We start from the raw sequence: 25603 nt of genomic DNA on the forward strand, positions 1-25603 counted from the left end.
CCGGGCACGCGGCCGTGCGCGACCGGGTCGCCCCCCTCCTCGCGGAGCCGCGGGCCGGGACCGCGCGACCGCGGGATACCCGGGAGCGGCGCGAACCGCCGGGACGGCGGCGAACCGGTCGAGCCGGCGGCGTGACCGGGGCCGGGGCGACGGCCGCCCGGCGCCCACCCCGCGGGAGAGCCGGCGCCGGGTGGGACGGACCGGTCGAGCTCCCCCCGGGCCGGCGGTACGGTCGGGATCATCGAGACCTTCGCCCCGCGCGAACCGCTCCAGCGCCACCCGCACGCGTACCGGACCCGCCGGCGCGTGACGCTCACCGACGGCACGACCGAGATCCACGTCAGGAGCCACCCGAATGAGCACGACGCCGCCCTCCGGGCCGCTCCCCGGGCCGCCCGCCGACCCGCCGACCCCCGAGCAGCGGCACGACGAGCTGCTCCAGCGCATCGGCGGCCTGCTGCTCGACGCCGCCCCCGAGGACTTCCGGCGCATCGACCTGCTGGTGCGGATGACGGTCGCGGTGCAGGACCTGGCGCTCACGGTGTACCGACCCGACGGCTCGACGCCGGAGGTGCTGCCGCCGGAGGAGCTGACGGCGGCGTTCCAGGAGATGCGCCGGGTGCTCCACCAGCCCGGCCGGGGCACGTGGTTCTCGTGCCGGTGCGTGGTGAACGCGCCGGTCCGCATCGACATCACCTACAACTTCGACCACGACCCGCTGTTCTCGCCCCCGGTCCCGGCCGCGGACTTCGCGCGCGACTTGGAGGTCTTCCCCCGCGACGAGGTCTTCCTCCCGGACTGGCTCCGGGCGAAGCTGGCCGAGGCCGCCACCGAGGAGCGCAACGCATGACCGCCCCGCAGTTGGACGTCGAGGACCAGAACGCGATCCTCGGCTCGGTCACCACGCTGCTGGTGCAGCGGCTGCCCGGCGACTGGGAGCAGCTGTTCGTGGACTTCCGGATGGCGGGCTCCCACCTGGAGACCGCGGCGTCCGGCCTGACGATCTTCGGCGGGTCGTTCCAGTGGCAGCTGCCCGACGAGGCGCTGCCGTTCCTCGTGCGGCTGCGGGAGGGCATGGCGCGGCCGGGCCGGGGCACCTGGCTCGCCGTGAAGCTGCACCTGGTGCACCCGGACACCTACTCGGCCGAGTTCGACCGGGACCACGAGCCGGACTGGGCGTCGCCGCCCGCGGCCGAGCAGTACCGCGCGGAGCTGGAGCTGCACCCGCGCGACGACGCGCCCGCGTGGCTGCTGGAGCGGGCCGGGCTGCGCCCGCCCACCCTCCCGGTGCTGGCCGCCCCGGTGTTCGACGGGGTCGACGCGCGCGGCCTGCCCACCCACGACCGGCCCCGCGTGCACCCGCAGGAGCTGGACGACGTCCTGGCCTACCTGGAGGGCGCGCCCGTCGTGCTGGCCGCCCGGTCCTACGGCGTGGACGCGTTCAAGCCGGACGCGACGCCCTCCGTGCCGATCGCCTTCCACACCGACGGGACGTGGGTGTGGCCCGCCGGCGTCGCCTACCACCTGCGCCACCACCACGTGCCGCCGGCGCCGCAGCTGGTGCAGCACATCAGGGACAGCGGCTACGCCGTGCCGCCGGTCGACCAGGAGGCGAGGAGCGCCGCCGCCGCCGTCGCGACCGGGCAGGCCGAGGGCGCGCCGCTGCCCGAGCACCGGCCGCGGCGGATCGGCGAGGCCGACCAGCGCGCGCTGGAGCACCTCAAGGAGCGCCTGGACCACTACGGCGTGGGCGAGCACGAGTACGGGATCGTCGAGCCGAAGCCGGACGCCCTGGTGCTGGAGCCCGCGCCGGGGCCGACCGGCTGGCAGGTGCAGTTCTGGGACGCCGGCCGCGGCCCGCACGGCCGTCCGCGGGTGTACGAGCACGCGGTGGACGCGGCGAAGGCGCTGCTGGCCGAGCTGCTGTGGCGGTCGGACCTGGACGCGGCGCGGTCCGGCGGCGCTGTCGGGACCGGTGTTGTCGGTGCCGGTGCGGGCGGTGCCGGTGTCGGCGGGACCGGCGCTGTCGGGGCTGGCACTGCCGGTGCCGGTGCTGCCGGTGCCGGTGCTGTCGGGACCGGCCCGGGTGCCGGTGCCGGTGTCGGCCCCGGGATCGGTGGCGGGGCGCCGGCCGCGCGGCCGGTGGCGGAGATCCAGCCGCTGCCCGACGAGCCGCCGCTGTCGCTGTTCCGCGACCGCGAGGCCGTGGTGCTGGCGCCGGGGACCGAGCTGGACCGGCTCGGGCCGGAGACCGGCAACCTCGTCTACGCGGCGGGCACCCAGTTCGGCAACCGGTCGTTGCCACCGGATTGGCTGAACCGCCGCTACCACGTGTATCGGGTGCGGCAGCCGGTGCCGGCGCTGAAGGGCATCGCGGTGCCCTGGTTCGGGCAGGCGGGCGGCGGCACGGGGTACTTCCTCGCGCAGGCCGTGCGGGACCTCCTGGCTGACGGGAGCCTCGTGGAGGTGCCCGGGACGGGCGCCGAACCGCCGGTCGCCGGGGTGTAGTCCCCGGTAGCACCGGTCGGTTAGTCCGTTCGGCGCAGCGGGGGTCCGTGCGCGCACGGGGAGTCGCGGGGGAAGATGGTGCACGTGTCCGAGCCGAAGCCGTTGAACCCGACCGAGCAGGATGCGCTGGTCAAGCAGATCGGCCTGACGCTGATGCGGGCCGCCCCCGACGACTGGCGCCACGTGGCGGCGGAGTACCGGGCGACCGGTCGGTACTTCGAGCTGGCCGCGGAGGTGAGGTCCGCCGACGGCACCATGCGCGCCTGGTCCCCGCCGCAGGAGGTGGCGGGGTTGTTCTCGCGCCTGCGCGCCGGCATGTACCGGGAGGGCCGGGGCAGCTGGTCCAACGCCCGCTACCAGCTGGACCACCCGTCCAGCTACAACCTCGACTTCGACCGCGCGGAACCCGCGTGGCAGACCCCGCCGCCGCCGCAGGCTTACGTGGACGAGATGCGGTTCTTCCCGCGCGCCGAGGAGAACGTGCCGGACTGGCTGCGCCGCCGGCTCGCCCAGCAGCCCGCGCCGCCGGCGCCGCAGCGCGGTTTCCGCACGGCCCGGGTGTTCGACGGCGCCGGTCCCGGCGGTCGCCCGTCGGTGAACCGGCCGCCGGTGCCGGAGGACGAGCGCGAGCTGCTGCTGGACTACCTGCACCGCGCGCCGGTCGCGGTGATCGGGCGCGGCTTCGACGCCGACGTGCTGAACCCGGAGTCGCCGGCCGTGGTGCCGGTGGCGTTCCAGACCGACGGCACCTGGATCTGGCCCGCCGCCGTGGGCTACTACCTGCGCGAGTACGGCGTGCCGCCGGAGCCCGAGCTGGTCGACTGGGTCAGGGCGGGCGACTTCGCGCTCCCCGAGGTCGGGGAGGACGCGCGGATCGCCGCCGCCGCGAACCTGGGCGCGCCCGCCGCGCCCCGCGACACGGCGCTGCCGGTGGCCGAGCCGTTCGGGACGTTCGCCGGGCCCGAGGTCCCGGCGGAGGTGGGCGCGACGGTCGCCGCGCCGCTGCCGGAGCTGCTCGACGCCGACGAGCCCGAGCACCCGGCCGAGCCCGAGGACGCGCGCGTGGCCGGGCACGAGCCCGAGCTCGCGCGCGACGCCGCGCACCTGCGCGACGGCGAGCACGCCCCGGACGCCGAGCACGCGGGCGCGGCGGCGCACGGGGGCGAGACCGTGCACCTGCGGGAACCCCTCCACGTGCGGGACCCCGAGCACGGGCCCGAACCGGCCGGGTCCGCCGACGTCGAGGAGACCGCGAACCTCACCGAGCTGAAGCCGGACGTCGTGGAGTACGCGCAGAGCGGCCCGCCGTACCGGGTGCGGTTCGAGGAGGACGGCCCGGTCATCGACGACCGGTACCGGCGGGACACCTACGTGGACGGCATGGACCTGTTCGCGCCCGCCCAGTACGACCGCGACCAGCCCGCCGAGTACGAGCCGGAGCCGGGCGACACCAGGCCGTGGAGCCCGTTCGCCGAGCAGGACGGGCCCGCCGGGGCCGAGGCCGGCCGGGCGGGGGCCGACGGCGGCGCGCCGGAGGAGGCCGCGGCGGAGGACCCGGACCGCGCCGACGTGCCGGTCGCCGACGCCGGGCACGAGCCGCCGCACGAGCGCGCGGAGGGCCCGTCGGGGGCGGACGAGCGGACCGCCGGGTTCGAGGCCGACGAGGACGAGCGCTACCACGACCAGCCCGCCTTCGAGCAGCAGCGGTACGCCGAGGAGCCGGACCGGTTCGCCGAGCAGCAGTTCGCCGAGCAGCCCGAGCAGTCGGACCGGTTCGCCGAGCAGCGGTTCGCCGAGCAACCCGAGCAGCCCGAGCGGTTCACCGAGCAGCAGCAGTTCACCGAGCAGCAGCGGTTCGCCGAGCAGCCGGGCCGGTTCGGCGAGCAGCCGGACCGGTTCGCCGACCGGGCGGAGTTCGCCGAGCAGCCCCCGCGGTTCGGCGAGCAGCAGCAGTTCGCGGACCGGTCCGAGCAGCCCGACCGGTTCGCCGACCGGGACGACTACGCGGACGAGCCCTTCGAGGAGCCCGCCGCCGAGCCCAGGCAGGTCACGCCCGAGGAGGAGCGCGAGCTGTCCGGCGTCCGGCGCGCGCTGGACGACCTGGACGTCCCGCCCGCCGCCTACCGCTTCGGCGAACCCGCCGACCGCACGTGGGTGCTGCGCACCGAGGGCCGGTCCTGGGAGGTGTCGTGGTTCGACCGCGGCCCGACCAACCCGGTGCACTTCGACCGCGTGGAGGACGCCGCCGCCTACCTGATCGGCAAGCTCGTCCTCACCGGCCGCCGCGCACCGCGCCCGCTGCCCCCGCCCCCGCCGCGCACCCAGCCGCCGCGCCCGCCGGTGGCCGAGGGCTTCCGCGAGGAGCACCCGCGCCCGCCCGCCGGCGACGCCTTCCGGGAGGAGCCGTCCCGCCCGCCCGTGGCCGAGGGATTCCGCGAGGAGCCGCCGCGCCCGCCGGTGGCCGAGGGCTTCCGCGACGAACCCCAGCGCCCGCCGGCCGGCGAGGGCTTCCGCGACGAGCAGCACCGGGCGCACGGCGAGGGCTTCCGCGAGGACCCGCCGCGCCCGCCGGCGAACAACGGCTTCCGCGACGACCGCCGCCCGGTCCCGCCGCCGCGCCCGGACGCCCAGCCCGAGCAGCCCAAGGCCCGGCCCTGGCCGATCACCCCGATGAACGGCGAGCCGCCGCTCACCCTCTTCCGCCACAAGCAGATGGTCGAGCTGCCCGCCGGCGTGGAGGTCGACCGCTTCGGCGACGGCAGCGGCAACCTGGTCTACGCGGCCGGCACGCCGTTCGCCGAGCGCTCCCTGGTCCCGTCGTGGGTCAACCGCCCGTACCGCGTGTACCGGCTGCGCCGCCAGGTCGAGGTGCTGACCGGTGTCGCGGTGCCGTGGTTCGAGCAGCCCGGCGGCGGCACGGCCTACCTGCTGCCGAAGTCGGTGGAGGACATGCTGGCCGACGGCGTCCTGGTGGAGGTCGCGAACCAGGAGGCCCCGAGCCACTAGCCCGCTCGGGGCGGCCCCGCCGGCCACCGGACCGGCGGGGCCGCCCCGACCGGGTCAGTCCACGCGCAGCCCGTGCGCGGCGGCGTAGGCCACGGCCGTCCCCGGGTCGACCCGCGCCCCGCGCAGGTCGCCCGCGACCAGGCCGTCCGCGCCCAGCCGCGCCCCGCGCAGGTCCGCGCCCCCGAACCGGCACTCCCGCAGCCGCGCCCCGGTCAGGTCGGCGTCCCGCAGGTCCGCGTCGCGCAGGTCGGCGCCCTCCAGGTTGGCCTCCCGCAGCCGCAGCCCGCGCAGCGACGCCTTGCGCAGCAGCGCCCGCGACAGCCCGACCAGCGTGAGATCGGTCTCCTCCAGCGAGATCGGGCGCAGCCCGCAGTCCACGAACGTCGAACCCAGCAGCGTGCACGACCGGAACGAGGCGGACGCCAGCACGGCCCGGTCGAACCGGCACGACCGGAACGCCGTGGCGGTGTGCGCGGATCCGCCCAGGTCCGCCCGGTCGAACCGGCACTCGGTGAACGAGCACCCCGACGTCACCAGCCCCCGCAGGTCGGCCTCGGTGAAGTCGCACCGCACGAACGAGCGGCCCTCCCACCGCTGCCCGGCCAGCACGGCGTCGCTGTAGTCCTCGTCGGCCTCGATGATGTCCACTGTCACACCTTGTCATCGTTCAGCGGTTGGTAACCTCACCGCGTCGGGCAAACCGCCCGATGCGCCGGTCCCGGAGTAGAGACCGCCGCTGACAGGTGCTACCTGCCTAGTGGTCGTGCCCGAGGACTGAAGCCCGTCGGATCGTCATTCGGGAAGGCTCATGACCCGCACGCCCGTGAACGTCACCGTCACCGGTGCGGCCGGCCAGATCGGCTACGCACTGCTGTTCCGCATCGCCTCCGGTCACCTGCTGGGCCCGGATGTGCCGGTCCGCCTGCGCCTGCTGGAGATCCCGCAGGCCGTGAAGGCCGCCGAGGGCACCGCCATGGAGTTGGACGACTGCGCGTTCCCGCTGCTGTCCGGCATCGACATCACCGACGACGCCAAGACGGCGTTCGACGGCGTGAACGTGGCGCTGCTGGTGGGCGCCCGCCCGCGGTCCAAGGGCATGGAGCGGGGCGACCTGCTGGAGGCCAACGGCGGCATCTTCAAGCCGCAGGGCGAGGCGATCAACGCGGGCGCGGCGGACGACGTGCGCGTGCTGGTGGTCGGCAACCCGGCCAACACCAACGCCCTGATCGCGCAGCAGCACGCGCCGGACGTCCCGGCCGAGCGGTTCACCGCGATGACCCGCCTGGACCACAACCGCGCGCTGTCGCAGCTGGCCAAGAAGCTCGGCGTGTCGGTGACCGACATCCGCAAGCTCACCATCTGGGGCAACCACTCGGCGACCCAGTACCCGGACCTGTTCCACGCCGAGGTCGGCGGCCGGAACGCGGCCGAGGCCGTGAACGACCAGTCCTGGCTGGAGGGCGAGTTCATCCCGACCGTGGCCAAGCGCGGCGCGGCGATCATCGAGGCGCGCGGCGCGTCCTCGGCGGCGTCGGCGGCGAACGCGGCCATCGACCACGTCTTCAGCTGGGTCAACGGCACCCCCGAGGGCGACTGGACGTCGGCGGCGGTCGTGTCGGACGGCTCCTACGGCGTGCCGGAGGGCCTGATCTCGTCGTTCCCGGTGACGTCCCGGGGCGGCCGGTACGAGATCGTGCAGGGCCTGGAGATCGACGACTTCTCCCGCGCCCGCATCGACGCCTCCGTGGCCGAGCTGGTCGAGGAGCGCGACGCGGTGAAGGGCCTCGGCCTGATCAAGTAAGGGCGGTCCGACCACGGGGGAGCCTCGGCCGGGGCTCCCCCGTGGCATGTTCTGGGGTGTGACGAAGAACCCGTGGCCCGTTCCGGAACCGCACCTGACCGCAGACGTCCACCCGGCGCTCGCCGCCGCGGCCCGCGCCGCCGCCCGCGCGTACCAGGAGGCGCGCCACCTGCACACCCGCGCCGAGCTGCGGGAGGAGGTCGCGGACGGCGCGGACGGCACCCCGACCATGCGGGTGGACGCGATCGTGGAGCTGGCGATCGTGGAAGCCGCTGCCGCCGCCGGCGTGAACCTGCTGTCCGAGGAGGCCGGGTTCGTCGACAACGGCTCCGCGGCCACCCTGGTGGTCGACCCGGTGGACGGCTCGGCGAACGCGGCCCTCGGCGTGCCGCTGTCCTGCTTCGCCGGCGCGCTGGTGGTCGACACCGAACCGGTGGAGGCGCTGACCGTCTGGTTCGACACCGGCCGCGCCTGGTCGGCCAAGGCCGGCCGGCCGACGCCGTTCCGCACGTCCGGCCGCACGCGGCTGCGGGGCGCGTCGCTCTGCCTGATGCGCCCCAAGCGCGGCACCGAGGAAGCCTGGGCGCGCCTGGCCGACGCCGCCGACCGCGTCCGGGTGCTGTGCACGACCTGCCTGGAGACCGCGCTGGTGGCGGAGGGCTCGGTGGACGGCTTCGCCGACCCCGGCTCGGACACCCACCGGCTGATGGACCTGGTCGCCGCCCTGGTGACGGTGCCCGCCGCCGGGGGAGCGCTGCTCGACCTGCACGGCCGGCCGCTGGTGTTCGACCTGGACCTGTCCCGCCGCTGGTCCGGCATCGCCGCCGCGACCCCGGCCCTGGCGGACGAGCTGATCGCGACGGTCCTGGGATAGGCCCGACTCCACCGGATCGGGTGAACGTCGCGGGGTCGGTGACCGGCCCCGCGACCGGCCGGCGGTACCCGCGCGACAGCGGACCGCACGGGCGCACCGGGTGGTGTCGCCGCGGGTGGCCCGCTGGGCGGGTGACGACAGGAGGGTGATACCGGCCGGGTGACAACGGACGGGTGATGCCGGCCGGGTGACAACAGGCGGGTCGCGCACCCGGTGCGGGTTCCGCGCCGGGAGGACCCGTCGCCCGACCGCCGGCCGCTTGGTTGCCCAGCCGCTAGGTCGCCCGGCCGCTTGGTCGCCCGGTCGCCTGGTAGCCCGGTCGCCTAGTCGCCGGTGCGGGGTTCGACCAGGCAGTCCGGGCCGGGGTAGACCAGACCCTCGTGGCCGTCGGAGAAGCGGACCAGGTACGGCGGCGCGCCCTCCTGCCCGCGGACCTCCAGGATCTCGCCGACCCGTTCGTCGAGGCCCACCGCGCGGCTGTGGACGTGCAACCGGTCGCCTACTGTCGCGTGCATCTGCAACACCTCCGGTGCGTCACAGCGTAGGACGGTTCCGAAGGTACCGACAGCCTGGCATTTCCGCTCAGCCGCCGCAGGCGTTGGCCAGCTTCTCGACCTGGTCCAGCTTCTTCTGCGTCCAGTCCGCGAGCCGCGTCGGGTCCAGGTCGTTCAGGGTGACGTTGGACATCGTGTCGGACACGCCGTTGATGGCGTCCTTGAGCGTGGTGTCGCCCGCCTGGTCCGCGAGCTTGCCCAGCTCGTCGGCCTTGGCCTGGGTCTCCTCCAGCGCCTTCTGCGGGTCGCTCGCGCTCGGCGTGAAGTTCGCCAGCACGAGCGCGTCGGCGCACACCTTGCCCTTGTCGATGGCGGAGTTGACGTCGTTGGCGGTGTCGGACGCCTGCTGCACCGCCTCGCACCCGGAGACGGCGCCGACGAGCCCCAGCGCCAGCAGGATGGTGGCGACCGGACGACCTGCACGCATGGCGACTCCCGTGGTGCTCGTGCTTCGATGACCGTTTCGCCCGACTCTACCGACGCGCGTAGAGCCGCCGCACCACATCGTCGATTTCGGGCTCCTCCACCACCAGGTCGTGCACCTCGGCGCGGGCCGCCACCGCGGCGATCAGCGCCGCCGCGGTCGTGCCGGACCGGCGGAACGTCAGGCGCTGCCGCAGGCCGCCCAGCTCGCTGCGCACGGCGACGACGCCGGGCAGGTCGTCCAGCGGCGCGGCCGGCCCCGCCAGGTCCACCACCAGCACGCGGTCCGGCGCGACCTGCGCCCGCAGCTCCTCCAGCGGGCCGTCGGCCAGCACCGTGCCCCGGTCGATCACCACCAGCCGCGGGCACAGCCGCTCGATGTCGTCCAGGTCGTGCGTGGTGAGCAGCAGCGTCGTGCCGCGGGTGGCGTTGAGGTCGGTCAGGAACTCGCGCAGCCGCTCCTTGGACTCCAGGTCGAGCCCGATGGTGGGCTCGTCCAGCACCAGCAGGTCCGGCCCGTGCAGCAGGGCGGCGGTGACCTCCCCGCGCATCCGCTGGCCCAGCGACAGCTGCCGCACCGGCCGGTCGAGGAACTCCGACAGCCCGAGCAGCTCGACGCACCGCGCCAGCCGCCGCGCGTGGTCGGCCGCGCCCACCCGGTAGATCGACCGCAGCAGGTCGAAGCTGTCCCGCAGCGGCAGGTCCCACCACAGCTGGCTGCGCTGCCCGAACACCACGCCGATGCGCCGCGCCAGCTCCCGCCGCGACCGGGACGGGTCGACGCCGCAGACCCGCACGTGCCCCGAGGTCGCCGCCAGGACGCCGGTGAGCACCTTGATGGTGGTCGACTTCCCGGCCCCGTTCGGCCCGACGTACCCGACGGCCTCGCCGGCGGCGACGTCGAAGCTGACCGAGTCGACCGCGAGGACGGTCCGCCTGGTCCGCCGGAACCGGCCGGCCCGGCTCGTCACGGTGAACTCGCGGCGCAGCTCCCGAACTTCGATCACGACCCGGTCCCTCGGTAGTGGCGGACGGCGAACCGCCACACCAGCCCCGCCACGCAGGCGGCGGCCAGTGCGACGAGCGGTGAGATCCAGCCCAGCACCGCGGGGCCGCCCAGCGGGTCGGGGCGGCCCAGCAGGGCGAGGGCGGGGTAGTAGGCGACGAACGCGCCGGGCACGACGAACGCCATGAGCCGCCGCAGCCACCCGGAGTAGACCGTGACGGGGTAGGAGGTGAAGGAGTTGCTGCCGTAGGTGACGGTGTTGGCCAGCTCCTGGGCCTCGACCAGCCAGAAGCACACGGCGCAGGCCACCACCCACACCGCCGAGAAGATCACCGCGCCGGCCAGCGGCGCGACGACGGCCAGCAGCGCGGTCCACGGCGACCACGCGATGTCATTGTGCGCCAAGGCGTACACCAGCACGGCGGTACCCGCGAGGATCCGGCCGACCCGGCGCAGCCGGACGTCCGACACCACGATCTGCGGCAGGGTCCCCAGGGGGCGCAGCAGCAGCACGTCGAACTTGCCGGTGCGGATGTAGTCCGGCAGCTCGTTGAGCTGCCCCGCCACCAGGTCGGCGATCCCGAACGCCGTGCTCGCGATCGCGTACACCAGCAGGACCTCGGTCGCGGAGAACCCGCCCACCGCGTCGACCCGGTGGAACAGCACGAGGATCACGACCAGCTCGCCCATCTGGGCGAACGCCTGCCCGACGCACTCCAGCGCGAACGAGGTCCGGTACGACGCCTGACCGCGCAACCGGGCCGCGACCAGCCTGGGGTAGACCCGGTCACCCACCCTGCACCACCACCCTCCGCACGGCGCGCCGGAGCACGAAGTGCCCGGCGACCGACAGCGCGACGGCCCAGGAGAGCTGGTGCGCCAACGTGGTCCACAGTGGACCGTGGACCAGGAAGACGTCGATCGGGGCCTGCAGGAGGGCGGGGAACGGCGTGGCCCACAACAGGGTCCGCGCCCAGTCGGGGAAGAAGGCCAGCGGCACGGACAGCCCGCACAGCGCGCCGGCGGTCACCTCGTGGAGCGTGATCACACCGCGGTTGTCCAGCAGCCAGAAGGTGGTGGCGTTGAGCAGGAACCGCAGCCCGAAGCTCACCACCAGCGCGAGCAGCACGCTGACCAGGAACCACGGCCAGACCGCCGGGGCGGGCCAGCGGAACGGGAACAGCAGCGCCCCGAGCGCGACCGGCGGCAGGAACCGCACGAGCACGGTGAACCCGGCCCGGCCCACGTCCTCGGCGAACAGCGCGGCCTGCAGGTGCCAGGGCCGGTAGAGGTCGATCACGACGTCCCCGGTGCGGACGCGGTCCGCCAGCCGGGCGTCGCCCCAGAGCTGGACGAACGCCATCAGGCCCTGCCCCAGCCACACGTAGGCGACGACGGCGGGCACGTCGTACCCGGCGACCGGGCCGGCGGCCACGACCGCGAGCAGCACGGCGGTCCGGAGCAGGCCGAACACGACGTTCGCGGCCAGGCCGGCGAACATCGCTTGTCGATAGGTGGAGTAACGGCGGAATCCGGCGAGCGCGAGTTGCGCGTAGGCGCGCACGTCTTCCAACCCTAGGAATCACCGCAAGCGCTTTACCCGCCCCGGGGTTCCTTCAGGGGCCCGCCGTCCCGAACGCGCTGGTCGTCGTCTCGCCCGACTCGGGGTCCTTGGCGAAGCAGTGGAAGTAGTTCCGGCCGCCCTCGCCGAACGCGACGGCGGTGATCTCCCAGGTCGAGGTGTCCACGGTGGGGCGCGTGTTGGCCTTCATCGCCTCGGCCGTGCACACACCCCTGACCTCGGGCGCCGCGACGAGTTCGTCGTTGTCCACCAGCGGGATCGCGCCGGACAGCCAGCCGCCGGCGAACGCCTCCCAGTAGTGGGGGATCGAGCAGTCGCCGGCGCGGCGGGCGGTGGCGGCCTGCCCGCCGATCGAGTTGATGCCGTGGTAGCAGGTGGGTTCGGCGACGCAGTAGCCCGTGCCGCAGACCTCGAGCCTGGGCGGGGCGGTGTCGCCGGTGGTCGGGGTGGTCGGGGTGGTCGGGGGAGCGGCGGCGTTGCCGGTGGCGGAGCCGCGGGTCGTCCACCACCACGCGCCCAGCGCGACCACGACGGCCAGCCCGGCCGCCGCCACCAGCGACCACGGCTTGCGCTTCGTCGCCGGGGCCGGGCCGGGCCGCGGGTGCCGGGCGGGTTCGGGCCCGGACGGCGGGTAGGGGTGCGCGTGGACCAGCGGACCCGTCCTGGGATCGGAACCCGGTCCGGGGTTCGGGCTCGGGCCGGGGTTCGGGTCCGGGCTCCGATCGGGGAAGAACGCGAGCGGGGCGGGCGCGGGGGCGCCTCCGGCGATTCCCCTCAACTCGTCGCGCAGCCGGGCGGCGGAGGGCGTCCGGTAGGCGATGTCCGGGGTGAGCGCGCGGACCAGCGCCTCGTGCAGGTCGAGCGGCGTCCCGGCCACCGGGGGAACCGGCGACCGCAGCACCTCGCCGAGGTGGTCGAACGACTCCACCGGCCACGGCACGGGCCGCGGTGGGCGGCCCGCCAGCAGGTCGTACAGGGTGGCGGCGAGCGCGTAGACGTCGGCGGCGGGCGTCGGTCGGGCCATCGCGAACGCCTCGGGCGGCGCGTAGCTGGGGCTGAGGGCGTCCCGCGTGACCGTGGAGCCGCCCTCGGCGTCCAGCAGGGCGGCCAGCCCGAAGTCGGCGAGCTTCACCGTGCCGTAGCGGTCGAGCAGGATGTTGCCGGGCTTGATGTCGCGGTGCAGCACGCCCTCCGCGTGCGCGGCGGCCAGCGCGTCGGCGAGCTGGACCCCGAGCTGCCGCACCCGCTCGGCCGGCAGCGGCCCGTCACGCCGGACGAGGTCGGCCAGCGACCCGCCCGTGCACAGCTCCATCACCAGGTACGGGGTGCCCTGCGGGGTGAAGTCGGCGTCGTGCACGGACACGACGTGCGGGTGCCCGGACAACCGCGCGGCGGCGTGCGCCTCCCGCAGGAACCGTCGCCGGTCCCGCTCGGTCTGCAGCACCCGGTTGTCGACCTTGACGGCGACGTCCCGGCCGAGCTGGACCTGCCGCGCGCGGTAGACGGTGGCGAACCCGCCCTGACCCAACGGCGTGAGATCGGCCAACCCCGGCAGCTGCACGCCGGGACTCTAACCCGGACGTCCGACATCACCCCCGCGCAGCCTTGGCGGCCTTCTTGAACGCCCGCACCTCCGCCAGCGAGGCCGGGTCGCGGACATCGGCCACGCTCCGTCGCGCCCCGTCCTCCCCGTAAGCGCCGGCCGCCTCCCGCCAGCCCTCGGGCCGCACGCCGAGCTGCTTGCCGAGCAGGGCGAGGAAGATCCGGGCCTTCTGGTCCCCGAACCCGGGCAACGCCTCGAGCCGCCCCAACACCTCCGCACCGCCCGGCTGCCCCCGCGTCCAGATGCCGGCCGGGTCGCCGTCGTAGTGCTCGACCAGGTAGCGGGCGAGGTCCTGGAGCCGCTTGGCCATCGAGCCGGGGAAGCGGTGCACGGCGGGCTTGTCGGCCACGACGGCGGCGAACTCGGCGGCGTCCGCCTCGGCAACCCGGTACACACTGAGCCCACCCATCCGGTCGGCGATGTCCTTCGGCCCCCGGAACGCCTTCTCCATCGGGATCTGCTGGTCGAGTGCCATGCCAAAGAGCAAGGCCAGGGGGTTGGTGGACAGCAGGTCGTCGGCGTCCGGGTCCTGGGCGAGGCACAGCTTGGGGTTCACGGGCGGAAGGGTTGCACACGGCTGTGGCACCGAGACGGACAGCACGCAGGGGACGGGGCTGTCGGCATGAGGTGGGGATGTGACTTGCCTCTCTACTCCCTGTAGTCACCGGACTCTGAGCAGGCAAATCTTGCGGCGCACCGTCGTAGCGTTCAATATTGGTGCATGTTCAGCACAGATGAACATGGCGGAATTTTGAACGAACGTGTCCGCTTGGTCGAGCTGGGGGAGTGGCTGCGCCCCCTTGGCCTCGAGGTCGACGTGCGGCCGGGCGAGCACGCGGTGGGCCAGGGGGTTGACGCGATAGCCCGTGTCAGTCGAGCGTCGGGCGCGGCCCGGACGTACGCCGTTGTGATCAAGCGAGCTGTGCCGTCCGAACTCGCGACGGCCCTCCACCCGCACGCTTCGCTGCCCACACTGGTCATCGCGCGCTCGATCACCGAGCAGGCCGCGGGTCTGCTGCGCGAGCGGGGCATCGATTACGTCGACGAAGCGGGCAATGCCCACATCGCCTGGGATGACGTGCTGATCGACATCCGAGGACGCCGCAAGAGGAGTGGGCGCGGTAGCGCTTCCTCGTCGCGCGGGAGCAAGGCGTTCAGCCGCGCGGGTCTGCAGGTCGGGTTCGTCCTGCTCAGTTGGCCTTCGATGGCTGGGAAGCCGCTGCGCGAACTCGCGAGCGCCAGCAGGGTCTCGCTCGGCACGGCCCAAGCGGTGGTCCACGACCTTACCGGGGCTGGGTACCTGTACGAGGTGGCGGGTGAACGCAGGTTGGGAAGGGCTGGGGAACTGCTCAACAGGTGGTCGGAAGCTTATTCGACCAGGCTCTCGCCAACGCTGTCCCTCGGCGACTTCGATGCCTCCGACATCTCGTGGTGGCGAAGTTCGGAAGACGAGTTGACGCGGTTCGACGTCCAGGTGGGTGGTGAAACCGGTGCGAGTGTCCTCGACCCGCACCTGGTGCCGGCCGGCCTCACCCTCTACGCCGATGAGCGACCGCGATCCCTGATCGGCAGGCACCGGCTGGCGCGTGCCGAACAAGCGGGCAACGTCCACGTGAGAAGACGGTTCTGGACAATGGCGCGGCAGACGTGGATCGTGCCGCCCACGTTGATCTACGCTGACCTCCTTGCCTCTGGCGACCCTCGCCAACGTGAGCACGCGGACAGGATCAGGACCAGTGACGATCGACTTGCGGGCCTCGACCGACTATGAGGTCTGGCGCGCGGCCAAGGTGCTGGCGCGAATCGATGAAGTGGCTCGCGAAGCCCGGGTCGATTACCTGGTCGTTGGGGCGACCGCCCGCTCGCTGATCTCGATCGACCTGTTGGGGCGACGTCCCGAGCGCCAGACCAGGGACATCGACATCGCAGCCGAGGTCGATTCCTGGGCTGAATTCGACAGCCTGGTCCGGAAACTCGACCGATACGACAACAGCGTGCACAGGTTCATCGTCGAGGGTACTGAGGTCGATGTGGTGCCCTACGGTGGCATCGAACAAGAGGACCGGAAGATCCTGTGGCCCGATGACCACGCGATGAACGTCCTCGGTTTTCGCGAAGCAGTTCGCACTGCGCAGACGGTGCTGTTGCCGGGTGGAATCATCAAGATCCCATCGATCCCCGCTCTCGCACTCCTGAAGACCTTGGCTTGGGCGGATCGCCACTACAGCGACACGCGTGACGCGCTCGATCTGGCGACGGTGATCGATTGGTACTCGTCCGGAAGGTACCAGGAGCAACTCTACGGCGAGGATCTCCACGTGCTCGAAAGGTTCGACTACGACCCGCCGTCGGCAGGGGCCTGGGTCCTGGGATCACGAATACCGGCTTTGCTCGACAGCGGCGGCATCGCCGAGTTGCTCCGCATCCTGGACGACGACGAGTTGATGGGGAAGTTGACCAGGGACATGAAGTCACCTCGTGCCGGACGCGTGCTCCAGGCCATGAGCCAGGGTGTTCGCGATGCCATCGGCGAGGCCAAGCGGGCACCATCCACGTGATCGGCAACTCGCACCGGCTGGGATGGGCTTGAGGTCGAGGGGTGCTCAGGCTTGCCCCACGAAAGCGGCTTTGTCGGCTCCGTCGAGTCGGCCTACGGCGGCCGTCTGGGCCGTCACGGTGGCGACGAGTGCGAGCACGCAGAGCGTCACCCCGATCGCGGCGAGTGTTTTTCTGGTGCCGAAAAGCGCGATGACGCCGAGCACGAGCCCGACGCCCGCGATGATGGCGGTCAGGTTGTTGAAGAAGGCGATCGATGAGCCGACGAGCCCCACGACGCCCAGGATGGACGCGGTCCACGCCAGGGCGCCGAACCGGCTCTGCCCCACCGGGGCGCGGGTGGGCGCCTGTTGCTGGTGAGCGCCTTGCGGATAAGTCATGGCGCACGTCCTCGGATTCGATGTGCCGGAACACCGAGACTGCGCCCCCGATTGCGGGTGGTGGCCTCAATTCACTCGTTCGAGTGGTGACCGGTAACGTGCGAAAACTTCGGCGCGATAACGCGCCCGGCCCGCCCCGGGTGAGTGGATCAGCGGGTCACCGGGACGACCTGGGCGAGCAGCAGGCGGTAAGCCTCGCGGTCCACGGTGGCCGGGTCCTCGGACAGCCAGTCGCCGATCTCCGCCACGAACTGAGCCGGCGTCATCGGCGGGACCAGGGTGTCGGCCGGCTGGTCGGTGGTGATCTCGCCCGACCTGCTCGGGTAGACCAGCAGGGCGGAGCGGATGTCGAGCCACGGCAGGAGTTGCCGGTACGCCGCCAGCGTCCGGTGCAGGCGCGTGCCGCCGCCGCGGAACGGGTGGCCGTTGCGCCACAGGACGCCGTCGTCCCCCGCCGCGTAGTGGCCGGGCAGCCACGACTTCGACTCGACCAGCACCAGCCGCCGCCCGCACAGGACGGCGTGGTCCACGTCGGCGAAGACCGAACCCGGCCAGGCCAGGCCGTGGAACACGCGCGCGCCCGGCAGGCGGGTCAGGTAGCGGCCGAGCAGGTCCGCGGTCAGGCGCTCGCACACCCGGTCGTCGGTGGCGCCGTGGACGACCTCCGCGTCCACCTCGGCGGCGAAGCGGCGGTCCTCCCGCACGGCCCCGAGGTAGCGGCGCACCAGGCGGAACGCCACCGCCGCCGCGGCGGCCACCACCAGCAGCCACAGCGCCAGGGTCAGCGGGGTGAAGTCCACCGCCACCACCGGCAGCAGGAGGAAGAACCAGCCGCACAGGGCGGCCAGCGCCGGGGCGTGGCCGGGGCCCGCCGCCGGCGCGTAGCGCACCCGCTGGGCCACGTCGACCAGGTGCCACCACGGCACGTCGTCGGGGTCGACGACCGGCTTCGGGGGCACGAAGTCGGGGTCCTCGCCGAAGTTGCGCAGCCGGCCGGTCCGGCCGGTGCGCCGCGGGCGGGACGGGGCGGTGGGCGACTGGGGCCGGGTGAACGACCAGCCGCGGTCGTAGTCGCGGCGCCGCGACGGGTCGCGGAGGGTGTCGTAAGCCTCCTGGAGCACCCGGAACGTCAGCGACGAGCCGCCCGCGTCGGGGTGCATGACCTTGGCCAGCGAGCGGTACGCGGACTTGATCTCCGCGGGGGACGCGTCGCGGCCCACCCCGAGCAACTCGTAGTAGTCGACCCCGCGCACGCGGAGACCTTAGCGGCACGGCCCGCCGTGATCGGTTCGGCACCGGTTAGGCACTGTTTTCCGGGGCGTGCTCCTGGTTAGGGTGGGCGGAGCCCGGCGGGCGGCGCACCCCTCGCCGCGCCGGAGGAGCCCCGCCCGGCTCCGGAGGACCTGTAGCGCAGTGGTTGACGCGCCCCCGACCCGTCGGGGGAGGACGCCGGTTCGAATCCGGCCTGGTCCGCCGCACCCCGCCCCCGAGTTGCCGGGCGCCCGGGGGTGTCGCACGCTGCGCGCATGGCGACCTGTGACGTCTGCGGCAACGACTACTGGATGGCGTTCGAGGTGCGCACCGTCGGCGGCGGGGTGCACACGTTCGACAGCTTCGAGTGCGCGATCCAGCGACTGGCGCCCCGGTGCGAGCGCTGCGACTGCCGGATCCTCGGGCACGGCGTGGAGGTGGAGGGGCGGTTCTTCTGCTGCGCCCACTGCGCCCGCAACGCCGAGCGGCTCGGCGACCAGATCCGCGACACCGTCGGCGCCCACCCCGACTAGCGCGGCGGGCAGGTGAGGACCAGTCGGCCGCCGACGAAGGACGGCTGCAGGTCGCCCCGCGCGTCCACGCTCTTGAGTCCGGGCGGCAGGACCTCCTCGATCGCGCTGAACGCCAGGACGTCCGACACCCCGTGCCTGCCCCGCAGGGACCGCTGCCCCGGGAAGCGCAGGGCCCGGCCCTCCCGGCGGTCCCGGTGGGCGAGCGCGGCCCGCAGCGCCCCGCGCGTGAGGTGCTCCGGACCCGCCAGCCGCTGCAGCCTGCCGTTGTGCACGGCGACGCCGTAGCCGCGTTCCAGCAGCGTCGAGAGGGTGTTCTCGGACGGGGCGTCGGTGAGGCGGAAGGACATCGCGTGGCGGTCCTCCACCACGTGCACGCACACCACGTGCGCGTGGAACAGCAGCGACTCGTACAGGGCCACGGCTGCCACGTCCGCCGCGCGCGGGTCCTCGTGCCCCGCGTTCAGGCCGAGCCAGGTTGTCATCGCACGTCCACGAAAGTCGATGCCGATCCCTTCCGCGAGGTCGGAACGAGCCTGCCGCGCCGGCCCCGGCTCCCGGCGAGGCTAGTCCGATCGGGTGAGATTCGGGTAGCCATCGGCTGTCGGTTTTCCGAAATCGCGGTGCGCCGGGGCGCGGGTAGCCCGAACGGACCACACCCGAAGGGACAACCCGAACCGGCGGCCCTAGCCGGGCAGCAGGTCGATGCCCCCCAGGAACGGCAGCGCGCCGGCCTGCTGGAGGGCCGCCGCGGACAGCCACACCGACAGCAGCGTGATCAGCGGCCCCACCACCGTCATCTCCACCTTGCCGCCGGTCTGCATCCGCAGGACCTTGGGCGGGGCGACGGGGAACCAGGTCTTGCCCGCCAGCGGGATCGGCCACAGGATCGGGCAGCCCTGCTCGGTGATCGCGTCGCCGAGGTAGTGCGCCACGCACCCGACGCCCACCGCCACCCCGCACGCCGCCGCGCTCGCCGCGGTCTGGGCCGTCCACGCCAGGCACACGCCGGTGATCACGGCGGAGACCACCGTGATCAGCAGGGCGTCCTTCTTCGGGCACCAGTCGTTCATGATCCCGCGCACGGCCAGGCCCGCGAACACGAACATCAGCACCGGCAGCGCCCACTTCTGCGACTGCTGCACGACGGCGGTCGTGCCCACGGCGGCGGCCACGGCGAACGCCAGGGTGTGGGTCAGGCCCCGGTGCCCGCCGTCGCGGTTGGAGTCCTTGCGGGTGCGCGTGGTGCGGTAGACGAACGAGCTGATGGAGTTGATCAGGGCCGACGCGCCCCCGCTGATCGGCCCGAACGTGCGCGAGATCGTCGACGACGGGTGGTCGAGGTCGGGCAGCAGCGCCGCACCGGTCGCCAGCACCGCCCCGACGGCCCAGCTCTGCGGCGTGAGCTGGCCGATGGGGTGGTGGTCGGCGAGCGCGGTCACCGCCGCCCAGGCCAGCAAACCGCTCATGGCGTGCGTCGGTCCGGTCGACACGGTGCCCCCCTCCAAGATCGTGAGTGGAGGCTAAGGCATTGTGACCCCGTTCCCATTTGAGTCGGGTGGGTCACCTGCAGCCGGACATAGCAGTACGCTTGTCTTGCTTGCACTGTCGCGAGAGGAGCGCCCTGAGTATGGGCAAGATCAAGGTTCAGGGGACCGTCGTCGAACTCGACGGCGACGAGATGACCCGGATCATCTGGCAGTTCATCAAGGACAAGCTGATCCACCCGTACCTGGACGTCAACCTGGAGTACTACGACCTGGGCATCGAGCACCGGGACGCCACCGACGACCAGGTGACCGTCGACTCGGCGCACGCCATCAAGAAGCACGGCGTGGGCGTCAAGTGCGCGACCATCACGCCCGACGAGGCCCGGGTCGAGGAGTTCGGCCTGAAGAAGATGTGGGTCTCGCCGAACGGCACGATCCGCAACATCCTCGGCGGCGTGGTGTTCCGCGAGCCGATCATCATCTCGAACATCCCGCGGCTGGTGCCGGGCTGGTCCAAGCCGATCATCATCGGCCGCCACGCCCACGGCGACCAGTACAAGGCCACCAACTTCAAGGTGCCGGGCGCGGGCGAGCTGACCATCACGTTCACGCCCGAGGACGGCTCCGAGCCGATCCAGCACGTCGTGGCCAACTACGGCCCCGACGGCGGCGTGGCGCTGGGCATGTACAACTTCAACAAGTCCATCGAAGACTTCGCGCGCGCCTCGTTCTCCTACGGGTTGCAGCGGAACTACCCGGTGTACATGTCCACCAAGAACACGATCCTCAAGGCTTACGACGGCGCGTTCAAGGACATCTTCCAGGCGGTCTTCGAGTCCGAGTTCAAGGACAAGTTCGACGCCGCCGGCCTCACCTACGAGCACCGCCTGATCGACGACATGGTCGCGGCGGCGCTGAAGTGGGAGGGCGGCTACGTCTGGGCGTGCAAGAACTACGACGGCGACGTCCAGTCCGACACGGTGGCGCAGGGCTTCGGCTCGCTGGGCCTGATGACGTCGGTCCTGATGACGCCGGACGGCCGGACCGTCGAGGCGGAGGCGGCGCACGGCACCGTGACCCGCCACTTCCGCCAGCACCAGGCCGGCAAGCCGACCTCCACCAACCCGATCGCGTCGATCTACGCGTGGACCGGTGGCCTGAAGCACCGCGGCAAGCTGGACGGCACGCCCGAGGTGACCGGCTTCGCGGAGACGCTGGAGAAGGTCATCATCGAGACCGTCGAGAGCGGCCGGATGACCAAGGACCTGGCCCTGCTCGTCGGGCCGGACCAGGAGTGGCTGACCACCGAGGACTTCCTCGGCACGCTGGACGAGAACCTGCAGAAGCGCATGGCCGGCTGACACCGGGGCTCGTTCGCCGGAGGGGACCGCTCGGGGGCGGTCCCCTCCGCCGTCTCCCGGGTCCGCCTCCCGGCGCCACCTTCCGGGCACGTCTTCCGGGTCCGTCTTCCGGGTCCGTCTCCCGGGTCCGTCTCCCGGGTCCGCCTCCCGGGGGCCGCGCGCGTGACCCGCGGGCAGCCGCGGTCACCCGTTCGGTTCCCCTGCGGAGTGGAATCGGCCCGGCGGCGCCCGCCGCGCCCGCCCGCCGCGCTATATCTGCACCTCGGGAGCGGTTTTCCGGGAGGCGTGGCATGTTCGGTATTCCTGTGCGCGGGTTGGTCGTGGTGGGCGTGCTGGCGGCGGCCGGCGTGCTCTACGCCGCGAACGGCGGCAAGCCGATGGGCGCCGGGCAGTTCGCGCCCGGGGGGTGCGAGGTCACCGTGACGGCCGACGTCCTCAACGTGCGGGCCGGGCCGGCGGACACCCAGCCGATCGTCTCGACCCTGCGGCGGGACGCGGTGGTCAAGGCCGACCGGACGGTGCAGAACGGGTTCCGGCTGCTCGCCGACGGGAACTGGGTGAACGACGACTTCGTCGAGCCGACCTCGACCAGTGACTGCGGGTGACCGCCGGTGACGGGCGCGGGTCGCTCGGGGAGCGGTGTCGCCGCACGGGCCCGCGGTGCCACGGTGGCAGCGTGGACCGCTTACCCCCGCAGGTGTCCGGCGCGCTGCCCGTGCTGGGACACGTGGTCGAGTTCGTCCGCGAACCGGTCCGGCTGATCGAGCGCGGCCACCGGGAGGTCGGGGAGGTGTTCTCCGTCCGCCTGCCCGGCCGGCGGGCGGTCGTGCTGCTGGGGTCGCGGCACAACCGGTTCTTCTTCGCCGAGACCGACCGGAAGCTGTCGATCCGCACCGCCTACCCGTTCTTCGAGCGCATGTTCTCGCCCGAGTTCTACTTCTTCGCCGGCCCGGAGGAGTACCGGCGGCAGCGCGAGATCGTCGTGCCGCGCTTCCAGGGGCGGCAGCTCGACGGCTACGTGGAGGTCATGCGGGAGGAGACCGCCGCGTTCGAGGACCACCTCGGCGAGTCGGGCGAGTTCGACCTGACCGCGGAGTTCGGCCCGCTCGTCCTGCGCATCGCGGCGCACTGCTTCCTCGGCCCCGACTTCGGCGCCCGGATGGACCGGGACTTCTTCGCCGAGTTCCGCCGGTTCTCCGCCGGCATGAACCCCGCCGCGCCGCAGGGGCTCCCGCTGCCGTCGGTGATCCGCAGCAACCGGGCCCGCGACCGGCTGCGCGCCGCGCTCGGCGGCATGATCCGGCAGCGCCGGGCGAACCCCGTCACGCCGCCCGACTTCCTTCAGACCCTCGCCGGGGCGACCTACGCCGACGGCGCCCCCGTGCCGGACCCGGTGCTGGTCAACATGATCCTGCTGTTCACGTGGGCCGGCCACGAGACCACGACCGGGCACGTGTCGTGGGCGCTGGTCGACCTGCTGAGCCACCCCGAGCACGTCGAACGGGTGCGGGCGGAGATCGGCCCGCTGGACCTCGCGGGCGTGAAGCGCCTGGCGCACCTGGACGACTGCCTGCACGAGACCGAGCGCCTGCACCCGGTCGCGCACGTGCTGGTGCGCCAGGCGGCGGAGGAGTTCGAGGTCGACGGCCACGTCGTCCCGGAGGGCACGATGGTGGTCGCCGCGCCGTCGGTGTCCCACCGGCTGCCCGCGGAGCACGCGCGGCCGGACGAGTTCCGGCCCGACCGGTTCACCGAGGGCCGGGAGGGCAGGCTGGAGCGCCAGGCCCTGATCGGCTTCGGCGGCGGCCTGCACCGCTGCACGGGCGTGCACTTCGCGTACCTGGAGATGAAGGTGGTCCTGGCGCGGCTGCTGGACCGCTACGACTTCACGCTGCTCGACCGCGACCCGAAGCCCGTGCCGGGCGCGCACACCAAGTGGCCGGCCTCCCCGTGCCGGGTCCGGTACGCCAGGCGGGCGCCTGCGGTGGTGTGATGGTCCCCATGTTCTTCAGGTGGCGCTCCTGGCGTCGGGACGCGGTGACGACGTGCGCGTGCGAGCCCGAGTGGCCGGGGCTGCGGGCCGAGCTGGACGGCCACGAGGTGCGCGGCGTGCCGTCGCCGGACGGCGACAGCCCGATGGTGGCGATGCTGGGCCTCCGAGCGCGGTGCGCAGGCTGCGGGGCGCACTACCCGCACGGCTGGGCCGTCGCCGACCGCCACTAGGCTGTCCCGCCGTGCTCACCGTGTCGACCGTCAACGTCAACGGCCTGCGCGCCGCCGCCAGGAAGGGCTACCTGGAGTGGCTGGCCGCGACGCCCGCCGACGTGGTGTGCCTGCAGGAGGTCCGCGCCGAGCCGGGGCAGCTGGCCGAGGAGGTGCGCTCGCCGGAGGGCTGGCACGTGGCGCACGCGCACTCGGAGGTCAAGGGGCGCAACGGCGTCGCCGTGCTGACCCGGCAGGCGCCCGGGGCGGTCCGGGTCGGCTTCGGCGCGCCCGAGTTCGAGCGCTCCGGGCGGTACGTGGAGGTGGAGCTGCCGTCGGTGGTAGTGGCGAGCCTGTACCTGCCCAGCGGTGACGCGGGCACGCCCCGGCAGGACGAGAAGGAGCGGTTCATGGCCGCGTTCCTGCCGTACCTGGTGGAGCTGCGGGAGAAGGCGGCGGCCGACGGGCGCGAGGTCGTGGTGTGCGGCGACTGGAACATCGCGCACCGCGAGGCGGACCTGAAGGCGTGGAGGACCAACCGGAACTCCGCGGGGTTCCTGCCGTCGGAACGGGCCTGGCTGTCGCAGGTGTACTCGTCCGGGTACGTGGACGTCGTGCGCGCGCTGCACCCGGACGTCGAGGGGCCGTACACGTGGTGGTCCTACCGGGGGAAGGCGTTCGACAACGACTCGGGGTGGCGGATCGACCTGGTCTGCGCGACCGAGGGCATCGCGGCCAGGGCGACCAGCGCGGTGGTCGAGCGCGCGGCCACCTACGCCGAGCGCTGGTCCGACCACGCGCCGGTGACGGTGGGCTTCGACTGGCCGGCGGGCGTGGATCCGGCACAATCGTGACCGGGAGGTGGGGACCGTGCACGAGGTGATCGCGGCCAGGCTGCCCGAGGTGGAGGAGCTGTGCCGGGCGCTGGGCGTCCGCCGCCTCGACGTGTTCGGCTCCGCCGTCGGCGACTCGTTCGACCCGGTGTCGAGCGACGTGGACGTCCTGGTGGAGTTCGACGCCCGGCCGGGCTTCGACCACTTCGGCAGCTACTTCGCCCTGAAGGAGGGGCTGGAGCGGATCTTCGGTCGGCCGGTCGACCTGGTGAGCGGTTCCGGCATCCGCAACCCGTACTTCCGGCGGCGCGTGATGGAGACCAGGGAACAGCTGTATGCGGCCTGACCCCCGCGCTTACCTCTGGGACGCGTCGTACGCGGTCGGCCTGCTGCGCCAGTTCAGCGCGGGCAAGTCGGCCGCCGACTACGAGTCGGACGCCATGCTCAGGTCGGCGGTCGAGCGGCAGTTCGAGATCATCGGCGAAGCGCTGAACCAGCTCCGGAAGGCGGACGCCGAACTCGCGTCGGCGATCCCGGACGTCAACCGGATCATCGCGTTCCGCAACATCCTGATCCACGGGTATGCGTCAGTCGACGACGCCCTGGTGTGGCAGACACTCACCGACAAGGTGCCCGAGTTGGAGCGGGTCCTCCGCCGACTGCTCGATCAGACGGAGGACTGATGGGACCGACAACGCAGTCGCCGGTGATCGATCGGCGGTGGTCGAGCGCGCGGCCACCTACGCCGAGCGCTGGTCCGACCACGCGCCGGTGACGGTGGGCTTCGACTGGCCGGCGGGCGCGGGTCGGTCCTGACGGTGGTGGGGCGCCGGTCCTGCGGCCGGCGCTGGGTGAGCGGAGGGTTCTTCGGTGGTTGTCGTGGAGCGTTGTCCCCGGTGCGACCTGTTGGTCGGCCAGTGCGAGCACACCCGCGCCGCGCCGGTGCGGCGCGCCGCCGGCCACGACCTGGTCCTGGTCAGCCCGGCGCAACTCGCGCACCTGCCCGGGTGCTTCCACAACGACGAGGAGGACTTCTCCCGCAACTGGGGCGAGATCACCGGCGACCCGAACGCGTGGGAGCGGATCGGCAACGGCATCCCGGTCCCGGTCAACGGGGGCGCCGACCGGCGGTTGGTCGCGAAGGGGCGCTGCAAGGACTGCGTCGGCCGCGGCTGAGGTCCGCCGGGGCGCCCTCGCCGACCCCGCCGACGCGGCGGCGACGCCCCCGTCGCGCTGCTCCAGCGGTTCCCGAACGTCGTCTCCCGGGTCGACGGCCACACCCGCGAGAACCGGATCGTGCCGCACGGCGCCGGCGACCGGGCCTTCCGGGAGATCGACACCGCCGCCCACGTCGACCACCCGCAGCACGCCCGGGTCATCGGGCCGGCAGACAACGGCGACGGCACGCTGTCGCTGCTCACCACCCTGGTGGAGGGCGACGCGCCGCACGCCGCGGACTACGACGACCGCACGCCGCGCGGCCTGGCGTCGCCGGCCGGGGAGCCCGCGTTCGACGACCCGCACGCCGACCTGGGCGCGGTGGGCGCCCCCACCGACCGCAACGCGGAACCGGTGGTGGCAGGGCGCTCGCCCGCCCTCGCCTGATCGTGCGACATGTCACTCCCGACAACAGCGCGGAATCC

Annotated in this window: 29 protein-coding genes and 1 tRNA gene; 18 read left to right on the plus strand and 12 right to left on the minus strand. The window is 73.2% G+C overall.

Annotation, left to right across the window (positions count from 1 at the left end; all coding sequences use genetic code 11):
- Positions 1-355: 355 nt before the first annotated feature.
- The 3 genes from JOE68_RS18245 (at position 356) to JOE68_RS18255 (ending at position 5514) form a co-directional block, all read left to right on the plus strand.
- Positions 356-850 (plus strand): hypothetical protein, encoded by a 495-nt coding sequence (locus tag JOE68_RS18245; RefSeq protein WP_204843522.1) that lies wholly within the window; start codon positions 356-358, stop codon positions 848-850.
- Positions 847-2508: a glycohydrolase toxin TNT-related protein gene (locus tag JOE68_RS31875; protein ID WP_275584725.1), complete on the plus strand. Its 1662-nt coding sequence runs from the start codon at positions 847-849 to the stop codon at positions 2506-2508. Before JOE68_RS18245 ends, JOE68_RS31875 begins: the two co-directional genes overlap by 4 nt.
- A 75-nt stretch (positions 2509-2583) precedes the next feature.
- Positions 2584-5514: a glycohydrolase toxin TNT-related protein gene (locus tag JOE68_RS18255; protein ID WP_239562281.1), complete on the plus strand. Its 2931-nt coding sequence runs from the start codon at positions 2584-2586 to the stop codon at positions 5512-5514.
- A gap of 54 nt (positions 5515-5568) precedes the next feature.
- Here the strand turns inward: JOE68_RS18255 and JOE68_RS18260 are convergent, their stop codons facing one another.
- Positions 5569-6156 carry a pentapeptide repeat-containing protein gene (locus JOE68_RS18260; protein ID WP_204846163.1) on the minus strand — a complete coding sequence of 196 codons (588 nt, stop codon included), beginning with the start codon at positions 6154-6156 and terminating at the stop codon, positions 5569-5571.
- Between the two features lie 166 nt (positions 6157-6322).
- Between JOE68_RS18260 and JOE68_RS18265 the strand changes: the two genes are divergently transcribed.
- Positions 6323-7315, plus strand: coding sequence for a malate dehydrogenase (locus JOE68_RS18265; RefSeq protein WP_204843524.1), 993 nt, complete (start codon positions 6323-6325; stop codon positions 7313-7315).
- Between the two features lie 58 nt (positions 7316-7373).
- On the plus strand, positions 7374-8189 hold the full coding sequence (locus JOE68_RS18270; protein WP_307819734.1) for an inositol monophosphatase family protein: 816 nt from the start codon (positions 7374-7376) through the stop codon (positions 8187-8189).
- A 323-nt stretch (positions 8190-8512) separates the two neighbouring features.
- On the opposite strand, the gene JOE68_RS18275 is transcribed toward JOE68_RS18270, so the two are convergent.
- The 7 genes from JOE68_RS18275 to JOE68_RS18305 form a co-directional block, all read right to left on the minus strand.
- On the minus strand, positions 8513-8704 hold the full coding sequence (locus JOE68_RS18275) for a DUF1918 domain-containing protein (protein ID WP_204843526.1): 192 nt from the start codon (positions 8702-8704) through the stop codon (positions 8513-8515).
- 67 nt (positions 8705-8771) lie between these two features.
- Positions 8772-9170 carry a bacteriophage spanin2 family protein gene (locus JOE68_RS18280; protein WP_204843527.1) on the minus strand — a complete coding sequence of 133 codons (399 nt, stop codon included), beginning with the start codon at positions 9168-9170 and terminating at the stop codon, positions 8772-8774.
- A gap of 46 nt (positions 9171-9216) precedes the next feature.
- On the minus strand, positions 9217-10173 hold the full coding sequence (locus JOE68_RS18285) for an ABC transporter ATP-binding protein (protein ID WP_204843528.1): 957 nt from the start codon (positions 10171-10173) through the stop codon (positions 9217-9219).
- The gene (locus JOE68_RS18290) at positions 10170-10967 is read right to left on the minus strand and encodes an ABC transporter permease (protein WP_204843529.1); all 798 of its coding nucleotides are present in this window, start codon (positions 10965-10967) and stop codon (positions 10170-10172) included. The genes JOE68_RS18285 and JOE68_RS18290 overlap by 4 nt, the downstream gene beginning before the upstream one ends.
- A complete protein-coding gene (locus tag JOE68_RS18295) occupies positions 10960-11736 on the minus strand; it encodes an ABC transporter permease (RefSeq protein WP_204843530.1) in 777 nt (258 codons plus the stop codon). The genes JOE68_RS18290 and JOE68_RS18295 overlap by 8 nt, the downstream gene beginning before the upstream one ends.
- A 52-nt stretch (positions 11737-11788) precedes the next feature.
- Entirely contained in the window at positions 11789-13315 is a 1527-nt protein-coding gene (locus tag JOE68_RS18300; protein ID WP_204843531.1) for a serine/threonine-protein kinase, read from the minus strand.
- A 28-nt stretch (positions 13316-13343) separates the two neighbouring features.
- Positions 13344-13913, minus strand: a complete 570-nt coding sequence (locus JOE68_RS18305) for an HhH-GPD-type base excision DNA repair protein (protein ID WP_204843532.1) — start codon at positions 13911-13913, stop codon at positions 13344-13346.
- A 165-nt stretch (positions 13914-14078) separates the two neighbouring features.
- Here JOE68_RS18305 and JOE68_RS18310 point away from each other — a divergent pair, with 165 nt between their 5' ends.
- The gene (locus tag JOE68_RS18310; protein WP_204843533.1) at positions 14079-15128 is read left to right on the plus strand and encodes a type IV toxin-antitoxin system AbiEi family antitoxin; all 1050 of its coding nucleotides are present in this window, start codon (positions 14079-14081) and stop codon (positions 15126-15128) included.
- Entirely contained in the window at positions 15094-15915 is an 822-nt protein-coding gene (locus JOE68_RS18315; protein ID WP_204843534.1) for a nucleotidyl transferase AbiEii/AbiGii toxin family protein, read from the plus strand. The genes JOE68_RS18310 and JOE68_RS18315 overlap by 35 nt, the downstream gene beginning before the upstream one ends.
- Before the next feature lie 45 nt (positions 15916-15960).
- On the opposite strand, the gene JOE68_RS18320 is transcribed toward JOE68_RS18315, so the two are convergent.
- Positions 15961-16293, minus strand: a complete 333-nt coding sequence (locus JOE68_RS18320) for a hypothetical protein (RefSeq protein WP_204843535.1) — start codon at positions 16291-16293, stop codon at positions 15961-15963.
- A gap of 149 nt (positions 16294-16442) precedes the next feature.
- Positions 16443-17546 (minus strand): J domain-containing protein, encoded by a 1104-nt coding sequence (locus JOE68_RS18325; protein WP_204843536.1) that lies wholly within the window; start codon positions 17544-17546, stop codon positions 16443-16445.
- Positions 17547-17692: 146 nt separating this feature from the next.
- Here JOE68_RS18325 and JOE68_RS18330 point away from each other — a divergent pair.
- Positions 17693-17766: transfer RNA gene (locus tag JOE68_RS18330), tRNA-OTHER, on the plus strand.
- A gap of 53 nt (positions 17767-17819) precedes the next feature.
- Positions 17820-18077, plus strand: coding sequence for a metallothionein (locus tag JOE68_RS18335; RefSeq protein WP_204843537.1), 258 nt, complete (start codon positions 17820-17822; stop codon positions 18075-18077).
- Here the strand turns inward: JOE68_RS18335 and JOE68_RS18340 are convergent.
- Both JOE68_RS18340 and JOE68_RS18345 read right to left on the minus strand, forming a co-directional pair.
- Complete coding sequence (locus tag JOE68_RS18340) at positions 18074-18559, minus strand: hypothetical protein (RefSeq protein WP_204843538.1); 486 nt, start codon at positions 18557-18559, stop codon at positions 18074-18076. The two genes, JOE68_RS18335 and JOE68_RS18340, sit on opposite strands and share 4 nt — an antisense overlap.
- Before the next feature lie 201 nt (positions 18560-18760).
- Positions 18761-19567 (minus strand): metal-dependent hydrolase, encoded by an 807-nt coding sequence (locus JOE68_RS18345; RefSeq protein WP_204843539.1) that lies wholly within the window; start codon positions 19565-19567, stop codon positions 18761-18763.
- 137 nt (positions 19568-19704) lie between these two features.
- Between JOE68_RS18345 and JOE68_RS18350 the strand changes: the two genes are divergently transcribed.
- The 9 genes from JOE68_RS18350 (at position 19705) to JOE68_RS18395 (ending at position 25565) form a co-directional block, all read left to right on the plus strand.
- Positions 19705-20925, plus strand: a complete 1221-nt coding sequence (locus JOE68_RS18350) for an NADP-dependent isocitrate dehydrogenase (RefSeq protein ID WP_204843540.1) — start codon at positions 19705-19707, stop codon at positions 20923-20925.
- A gap of 290 nt (positions 20926-21215) precedes the next feature.
- Positions 21216-21530, plus strand: coding sequence for an SH3 domain-containing protein (locus tag JOE68_RS18355; protein ID WP_204843541.1), 315 nt, complete (start codon positions 21216-21218; stop codon positions 21528-21530).
- A 71-nt stretch (positions 21531-21601) separates the two neighbouring features.
- Positions 21602-22918: a cytochrome P450 gene (locus tag JOE68_RS18360; RefSeq protein ID WP_204843542.1), complete on the plus strand. Its 1317-nt coding sequence runs from the start codon at positions 21602-21604 to the stop codon at positions 22916-22918.
- An 8-nt stretch (positions 22919-22926) separates the two neighbouring features.
- Positions 22927-23148: a hypothetical protein gene (locus JOE68_RS18365; RefSeq protein WP_204843543.1), complete on the plus strand. Its 222-nt coding sequence runs from the start codon at positions 22927-22929 to the stop codon at positions 23146-23148.
- An 11-nt stretch (positions 23149-23159) separates the two neighbouring features.
- Positions 23160-23981, plus strand: coding sequence for an exodeoxyribonuclease III (locus JOE68_RS18370; RefSeq protein WP_204843544.1), 822 nt, complete (start codon positions 23160-23162; stop codon positions 23979-23981).
- A 16-nt stretch (positions 23982-23997) separates the two neighbouring features.
- Positions 23998-24306 carry a nucleotidyltransferase family protein gene (locus tag JOE68_RS18375; RefSeq protein WP_204843545.1) on the plus strand — a complete coding sequence of 103 codons (309 nt, stop codon included), beginning with the start codon at positions 23998-24000 and terminating at the stop codon, positions 24304-24306.
- A complete protein-coding gene (locus JOE68_RS18380; protein ID WP_204843546.1) occupies positions 24296-24643 on the plus strand; it encodes a HepT-like ribonuclease domain-containing protein in 348 nt (115 codons plus the stop codon). Before JOE68_RS18375 ends, JOE68_RS18380 begins: the two co-directional genes overlap by 11 nt.
- Positions 24644-24839: 196 nt before the next feature.
- Positions 24840-25136, plus strand: coding sequence for a hypothetical protein (locus tag JOE68_RS18390; RefSeq protein WP_204843547.1), 297 nt, complete (start codon positions 24840-24842; stop codon positions 25134-25136).
- 120 nt (positions 25137-25256) lie between these two features.
- Entirely contained in the window at positions 25257-25565 is a 309-nt protein-coding gene (locus JOE68_RS18395; protein ID WP_204843548.1) for a hypothetical protein, read from the plus strand.
- The last annotated feature ends 38 nt before the right edge of the window (positions 25566-25603 follow it).

The organism is Saccharothrix algeriensis (assembly GCF_016907655.1).
GTDB classification, from domain to species: Bacteria; Actinomycetota; Actinomycetes; order Mycobacteriales; family Pseudonocardiaceae; genus Actinosynnema; species Actinosynnema algeriense.